This window comes from Clostridium sp. MCC345 (assembly GCF_018785345.1).
Taxonomy (GTDB): domain Bacteria; phylum Bacillota; class Clostridia; order Lachnospirales; family Anaerotignaceae; genus Anaerotignum_A; species Anaerotignum_A faecicola.
This window is the reverse complement of the sequence record NZ_WQPP01000004.1, coordinates 1-7,853: the sequence shown is the minus strand read 5'-3', so window position 1 is coordinate 7,853 and position 7,853 is coordinate 1. Positions and strand designations below refer to the sequence as shown.

The window sequence follows — 7,853 nt, the reverse complement described above, 5'->3', positions numbered from 1 at the left end:
AAAGGTCCTCCTAATGATATTTATTGTATCATAGAAGAACCTTCTAAACATTATTTTACAGAAAAAGTCTCACATACCCGAAAAAGTCTGTAAATAAGATTCTTCTATGATATGTGAGGGTGGTAAGCCTGAAAATCAGGCTTCTCACCCTTGTTTTATATATAACAGTTGTTGAATGGCATGTCAAGAGCAGGCGGTTTTCCGCCCCGCCTTATTCGCCTGTTTATTCGTTACTCCGGGAGGCGTCCTTCGTACATAATACTCAGTTCACCATACACCTGTGCCCAGTTCCGGATCGTACTGGTCCATTTCTTCGTAGCTTCAAACGTGGCAAGATACAGTGCCTTTAAAAGGGCTGTATCGCTTGGAAATACGCTTCTCTGGCGATTCAGTTTCCGATAGGTGGAATTCAGTGATTCTATCGCATTTGTCGTGTAAATGACCTTCCGGACCGTTGCCGAAAATTTGAAAATCGGAGAAATTGCATCCCAGTTATCCTTCCAGCGTTTCATGGAATTCGGATATTTGGGAGTCCATTTTTCGGTCACATGTTCTAATGCTGCCAATGCCTTTTTCTCGCCTGCCGCCTGATAAATCGTTTTCAAATCCGCTGCAAATGCTTTCCTATCCTTGTCAGGGACATATTTCAGAGTGTTTCTTACCTGGTGTACGATACAGCGCTGATATTCGGTCTTAGGGAAGGCAGCATTGATAGCTTCTTTGATTCCTGTAAGACCATCAACACAAACAATCAGGATATCTTTCACACCTCTGTTTTTCAGCTCATTCAGTACTGTCAGCCAATATTTGCTGCTCTCATTTTCGCCAACCTGAATGGTCAACACTTCTTTTTTGCCTTCGTGATTGATGCCTAGGATCACATATGCAGCAAGCTTACGGATAACGTTATTATCTTTCACCGAAAAGTGGACGGCATCGATAAAAAGAATCGGATACACTTCTGCCAGAGGTCTGTTCTGCCATTCTTCTATTTCCGGCAAAAGACGATCTGTGATATCAGAAACCATGCCTTCGCTGACTTCAAAACCATAAATATCTTCAATCATCTCAGAAATCTGGCGTGTTGTCATGCCTTTGGCATACATAGAAATGATCTTATCATCGATTGCAGAGATGTCTTTCTGACGTTTCTTGACGATTTTAGGTTCAAATGTACTGTCGCGGTCCTGCGGAACACTCAGTGTGGTTTCGCCATATTTACTGCGAATCTGTTTTTGTTTATATCCATTTCTGGAATTGGGATTTTCAGAGCGTTCATAGGACTCATAACCCAGGTGTTCATCCATTTCAGCTTCCATCATTTCTTTGATGGTATCGCCCAGCAGATCTTTGAGAGCGTCCTGGATATCCTCTGCTGACTGGATATCGTATTCCTGCAGAAGTGCTGCAATAATGTTTTTCTTACCCTCGGACATTCTTTTTCTTCTTGCCATAATTTAAGGCCTCCTCATGATATTTTTATTCTATCATAGAAGGCCTTGTTATTTATGTTTTTACAGAGTTTTTTTCACAGGCTCCAATTTGCCCCGGAGCTGTTGGATGAAAAATTTTGTGAAAAGCAACTTTGAAAATATTTTTTTCAAAGCCTAAAGGAAACCGCCACAAAAAATTGTGCTTAGCAGCCCATAAGCTAAGGAAAGGTGAGGGCCAGTCCCCCACCTTTTTTTAGCTCTAAGACCGCTCAAAATATTCTCTATAGATATTCTGATAATTATCCACATTGAGCTTTCTATTACGGATATTTTGGAAAATACACCTGTAAATAATTATTGCTACCTATACAGCCACTTTACATTTTCTCGCTTAATCTGCCATCGAGAACCTGTCTTGCCGTCTTTTCATCGAACAAATAACAGAGCTGGGCAACCACTTTTTTCCCTGCATCCTCGTCAATATCTGCATTTTTAACAGCCGTTTCGACAAACGCTTTGATAATATCGTTGAATGCGGAGCTGTCCACCATACGGCAAATATCTTCGGTATCACAGGTGGCAAGGAAGTCATAAATACGAATCTCCTTGTCTGCCGTTTCCTTGTCGATTCTTCCCTGCTTTACCATCTGTCTGTAACTGGCTGCCATTATTTCGTAACCATTCATGCTTTTACCCTCCTATTATCGCTATTTATCGAATTTGATACTTGACTGCTCTCTTTATGTATATATTATATTGCAATAGATCCACACTCGTCAAACCATTGCTTCTGCCATTTACGGATAGGTTTAGTGTTAAGCCCCGCATCCAATCCTTGTATCTCATGCGAATATCATGAACAGTTCTTCCGATATAATCTTTACCCCTTTTATACAAAGGAATACAGCCCCAAGGCAATTTGCCCCGGAGCTGCTGGATGAAAAATTTTATGAAAAGCAACTTTGAAAATATTATTTTCAAAGTCTAAAGGAAACTGCCACAAAAAATTGTGCTTAGCAGCCCATAAGCTGTTGCTCCTTAAAAGCTGCTACGAGGAGTGCCTCTCATGTGTCATAACTATCTTGGTGGTATGTATCTCCGCACCTTTAGCAAAAAACCTGCACCCGACACAGTTTCCTCTGTGGTTATATTACCAAAAAACGCCTGTTCAAGCAAGTGATCAGAACACTTCTTTTTATATGTATAACCAGAAAGACAATTAAAACCAATATACAACAAACAATGCAGATAGAATTTCAGTAAGATTCTATCTGCATTGTCTTTTAGTGATATTTTGCAACATGACTTTAAAAAACCATACTCATGTAGATATTGTAATTATTTACAATATTTCACTCAATCTGATTTTAATCATTAGGGCCAAAGCCAAACATCAACACTTCTTCCTTTTTTCCCAAATTCTAATCTACTTTCGATGGAACTCCAAGCTGTGAAAATGGCTTGATCATCGGAAAGCTCTCTTCCCTTCACAATGCCGAGTAAAGTGTACTGCCCATTATCCAAAGTTCTCAGCAACGGACCACCACTATCCCCTTTTTGAGTTTCAATATCTGTTTTTATCATTCTGCGATAGGTACCTGCACCTTCACCATTCCATTTGCATTGATAATTTTCGCTAATTACTTTACCATCTATACGACCGGATTTATCCCCATACATTGTAACTTTTTCACCCTGAATTGCCTTTCCGGTATTCATAATTAGTTTATCTGTTCCACATACCTTCATTTCATGTATAACTTCTGAACTTTTAGGTTTGTAAATTACGGCTACATCTGCATATGCATAGTCATTATCATTAACTGGGCCTATATTCATAAATTCAATAAAACCCATATAATAATCCCACATATAAATTTCACTGCCATCCTCATAATTATGTGCAGAGGTAATCCACCCCAAATCACCATAACCTTCGTCGCTCAATCCTTCAATTTCATAGTAAATACCACAGCCCAAAGTAGACCTTGTCCCAGTTTCATCACAATGAAGGTTACTACCTGCCCCGGCACTATTAAGTGCTGTATCTTCAAAATTACCTTCTGAAATTTCAAAAATCAAATGTTCCATATCAATCCCCGAAATTTCAGAGATGGTTTGCTTCTTTTCATCATTCCATTCAGGTGCCTCTACGATTAAACCATTAAGTTTTTCGTCTGTACCTATACCAACAACATCAATTTCCCCATTCTTTTCGGCATTCCAAATTTTATCGCAAGCTGTATCCAACTCACTCATGGTATAAACACAATCATTTTCATAAACAATTTTTTGTGTAGCACTTCTCAATTTAGCTGGCACACATCCTTTTACTTGGGACACTAAACTCTGTACTTTCTGCTCTTTCTTTGTTTTAATGTGCAACACATCATCTTCAATATACATACCACCATAATCATCTTCATCTAAATTTGCCGACAACACTGACCAAACATCACTTTCAACTTGTAAAAAAGTTTCTACATCGTCGCTATTTAAACTTCTGGGCACTTTATACTGTGCCTTTTTTCTAGCAATTTCTTCTTTACTAGGTTTTTCTTGGTCATACCTCGTATCATTGATTCTGTCCTCACCTGCAAAAGCAGCAGTTGGAACAGTCAGACCCATAATAAGAATAGAAGAAATTATAAGCCTTCCCCATGTATTTTTCATATCTTAACCTCCTCGTACACATAAAAACAAACCTCACAGAAATATAAGATTTTTAAATCTCAAATTCTGCAGCACAAAATTCTACATTGAAAAACGTTTTCCTAATACTATATATCTGCTTATCTAACACATATACAATTCTATATGTTCCGTTATCCAATTCATTGTAATAATCTTCAAGGAAAACAGTTTCTACTGTTTTGTCATTTGGTTTTATTATAGATGCAGAATCATCTATATCTATACCTTTCTCAAAAGGAACTACAATCCATCTACCTCCTTCTAATTTTTCTATTTGAAATTCCCCATATGAATATACAAAAGCAGTTTTATTCTCAAATTCCAAATCAAGCTTAGAATTGTGTATATCTGTATCCACATTTAATACAATTCCAGATGATTCATACTTGTCATAGAAGGTTGTCTCCAAGTTACTCATATTAACATTAGAATCTAAGCCATACCTCAACACCTTATTTAATATTGTAAGAAATTCAATCTTGCTAATATTGTTTTGCGGCTTAAATGTGCCATCCTCATAACCTGCAATTAAATTTAGATCCTCACAAATCAAAATATTGTTAAAGGCATACTTTGATATATCCTGTCCATCTTTAAATTCACAGGTTAGATGCTCTGTTTTACTTTCAAGGTTAAACATTCTAACAATAAATGTTGCTGCCTGCTCCCTTGTTAATAACCCATTCACCTGAGCTACAAAATTTCCATTTTGATCAACAGCTCCTGCATAGACATGAGAATTATACAGCCTAATAATATTTGCATACTCTTTATCTCTTACCGACAAATCTGTAAACGGATTAACTGCATATGTATTATCAGAGAATTTACCAGTAGCAATTAAAATTTCTGCCATATTCCCTCTTGTCAATGGTTCCTCTAATCCTACAGTATCTGAAATAATTCCCCTCGCAAACATATCGCTCACTATTTCACTATACCATTTTGTTGTTATATCCGTACCACTGCCGTTCTCAGCATGAACTTGAGTCGGTATCATAAATAGACTTAATGCTAAAACAAGTACTTTTCTTAACTTATTTTTATTAAAAGTCATAACCCTTCCACCTTCTTTACTGCTTATATATTCATAAAATTTTTCATTTTATATTAACTGCACTTATGGTATAATTAGTTATATCCTGTTTGAAACAGATTTTGTGTTGGTCGCACGCTTCTGCATTTTTCATTCAGGATTTTTTATCACCTCCATCACCAATTTCTTCTTACCCTTCATAAAACCATCCCCTTTCAATTAAATATTAAATAACATTTATATTAGTGATGTTTTTCTTTACTCAAATTAAAATGATCCCAAACCATTATGGATTATCTATATAAATATCCGCAATAATAACCCACATAAGTTCCACTGGCTGTCTTTTCTCCATACGAAAAGGTTAATGTTCCTGTATATGTATATCCATTTTTCTCCATAGATACCTTCAGACTGGCTGGACAAGAAGTTTTAGATGTATATTTGTAATCTTTAATATAAATAGATTTTGTGGCTCTTTCAGCATCATTCATATTTATATACGGTTCTAACTCCTCATAGGAAAGATCCAAAATAACAACCTCATCTCTCATAAAACAAATTTTCTCATCAGACTCCTCTATTACCTGTATTTGATCGTTATTGCTATCATTCATTGCAACAGAAACTCCTGTTGTAGCAAAAGCGGTTGCCGCACTTGAAAAAATAAACAGGGATGCCAATGTCATTACCAAAGATGTCTTTTTAAATTTCATAATCATTACAATCCTTTCTTTTAACATGCTTTTTTTAATGAAATTATTTGCCAAAACCTTACTTTCGTTCTGCCAAAGCGCCATATTTACAAGCGTTTTGGCATACATTTCTCTTTTATCCTCATGTAAGATTTGAATGACCTTTTTATCGCAAAAAATCTCTGTATCCTTATCCATATACCAATATAGCAGCCACATACATGGATTAAACCAATGTATACAAACAACAACTACAGATATAATTTTCCACAGATAGTGCATATATTTGATGTGAATACACTCATGCAATAAAATACACTGTAGAGTTTCCTTATCATTTATATTTAAATCTTTAGGCATTATAATAACCGGGTTCAGAAAGCCATAAGATACAGGCGTATCTAAAACAGCAGAAGTCTTTATTTTTATCCTTCTTACAGGAAATTTTATGCTTTCAAAAACTTCTTCCATCCCTAAGTTCTGTATCAAAGCAGAATTTTCTGCAATATCATTACAGTATTTGTGCATTTTTAAAAAATATCTTGCAAAAAATACTGAAATAAAAATTATAAGTACCGTACAAACTATTAACCCTATGGAAATTATCCACTCTGTTTGTTCTCTCTCCGAGAGTGTAATATCTAAAATTTGCCTTAAGCCACCTTCTAATGCTATTTTCATATTATAAATACTATAGTTAGAACTAATTGAGAATGGCACTAAGGCTCTGATCATTGCCAACCACCAAAGACCGCAGAATAATTCTATTGGCAAAAATCTTTTAAAAAGCCCCCTTAAAATAACTGTAAACAATACAATACAACTTGCCGAAAAACTCATATATAAAAAACTCATGGCACACTTCCATTCTTCAGCACATTATTTTTTTAAATCATCTATTACCTGAAACAAGCCTTTAATCTCATCATTTGTCAAATTATCTTTATTTAGATAAGCCTTAAAAAAAGCAATTTTGGAAGGATAAGATTTTTCTATCTGCTCAGAAACACTGCTCATTTGTGCTTCTTCTTTTGTGATTAAAGCCTTACAGGTAAATTTCGGTTTTTTCCTTTCAATATAGCCTTTATCAACACATTTCTGAACCACCGTATAAGCGGTTGTTCTTTTCCACCCATCTTCTTTTCCTAAAATTTCCGCAATTTGCCCAGCGGTAAGTTCTCCATGCTCCCATAGAACTTCTAAAACCTTTATTTCCGAATCATAAAACCTCATATAACCAACTCTTTTCCATAAACTTTTTCTCTTTCTTCTCTCTAAAATATCTCTAAATACATCCCATAATATTGTCTATTGGTGTAGTCAAATTATACCATTGACTATTTCTATAGTCAATATGGCATATTGCTATATCACCTTTTGTTATATTTTGCCAAAAAACAGTACAAAAAAACGGTTAATTTATAATCAACCGTTTTCTTACTAAGCTATAATTCTTTTCTTGCATCTGTCACAAAACCACTTCTATATTCACTCCAAATCTATCTAACTCCCTAAAAGCTCCTTGGTCTTTCCGACCAGATATAATGGAATATTGGTAATATTACCGTCCTTTCTATATCCCATTTTTGAAAATCTGACTGCATATTGAGGGTGATTGTCTGCAACATATTTTTTGAAGGTCGGTGCTGATTTATCTTCACCGCCTTTTGTTTCAACAGGAATAATATCCATGCCGCACTGTAGCACAAAATCAATTTCCCCATTTCTGCTTGAGAAATATCTCGGCATTACATCAAACTGCCCCCTAAGCTGCTGCAGAACATAGTTTTCCGTCAGCGGGCCTTTGAACTGATAGGTTGACTTTAACAGGATTGCACTGTTATCAATGCCCGCCATCTGCTTTAACAATCCGGTATCAAATAAAAATAATTTAAACTGGTCTAACTTATCAAAGGCAGAGAGCGGATGCTCCAGCTTAGAAACATTATATATCCGGTTTAGCATTCCTGCCGAAACAAGCCATTCTATTGCTTC

At 35.8% G+C, this 7,853-nt stretch carries 7 protein-coding genes; all 7 read right to left on the bottom strand.

Features of this window, described 5'->3' with window-relative positions:
• Window positions 1-230 precede the first annotated feature (230 nt).
• Window positions 231-1,454 (bottom strand): IS256 family transposase, encoded by a 1,224-nt coding sequence (locus tag GPK49_RS01220; protein ID WP_215676516.1) that lies wholly within the window; start codon window positions 1,452-1,454, stop codon window positions 231-233.
• A 356-nt stretch (window positions 1,455-1,810) separates the two neighbouring features.
• Window positions 1,811-2,119 (bottom strand): hypothetical protein, encoded by a 309-nt coding sequence (locus tag GPK49_RS01215; protein WP_215676515.1) that lies wholly within the window; start codon window positions 2,117-2,119, stop codon window positions 1,811-1,813.
• A 688-nt stretch (window positions 2,120-2,807) separates the two neighbouring features.
• On the bottom strand, window positions 2,808-4,106 hold the full coding sequence (locus GPK49_RS01210; protein WP_215676514.1) for a S1 family peptidase: 1,299 nt from the start codon (window positions 4,104-4,106) through the stop codon (window positions 2,808-2,810).
• A gap of 52 nt (window positions 4,107-4,158) precedes the next feature.
• Window positions 4,159-5,184 (bottom strand): S-layer homology domain-containing protein, encoded by a 1,026-nt coding sequence (locus tag GPK49_RS01205; RefSeq protein ID WP_215676513.1) that lies wholly within the window; start codon window positions 5,182-5,184, stop codon window positions 4,159-4,161.
• Window positions 5,185-5,456: 272 nt separating this feature from the next.
• Window positions 5,457-6,713, bottom strand: coding sequence for a M56 family metallopeptidase (locus tag GPK49_RS01200; protein WP_215676512.1), 1,257 nt, complete (start codon window positions 6,711-6,713; stop codon window positions 5,457-5,459).
• 24 nt (window positions 6,714-6,737) lie between these two features.
• Window positions 6,738-7,091 (bottom strand): BlaI/MecI/CopY family transcriptional regulator, encoded by a 354-nt coding sequence (locus tag GPK49_RS01195; RefSeq protein WP_124984489.1) that lies wholly within the window; start codon window positions 7,089-7,091, stop codon window positions 6,738-6,740.
• A gap of 270 nt (window positions 7,092-7,361) precedes the next feature.
• The coding region (locus GPK49_RS01190; protein ID WP_215676511.1) for a DUF4143 domain-containing protein at window positions 7,362-7,853 on the bottom strand (492 nt) is incomplete at its 5' end.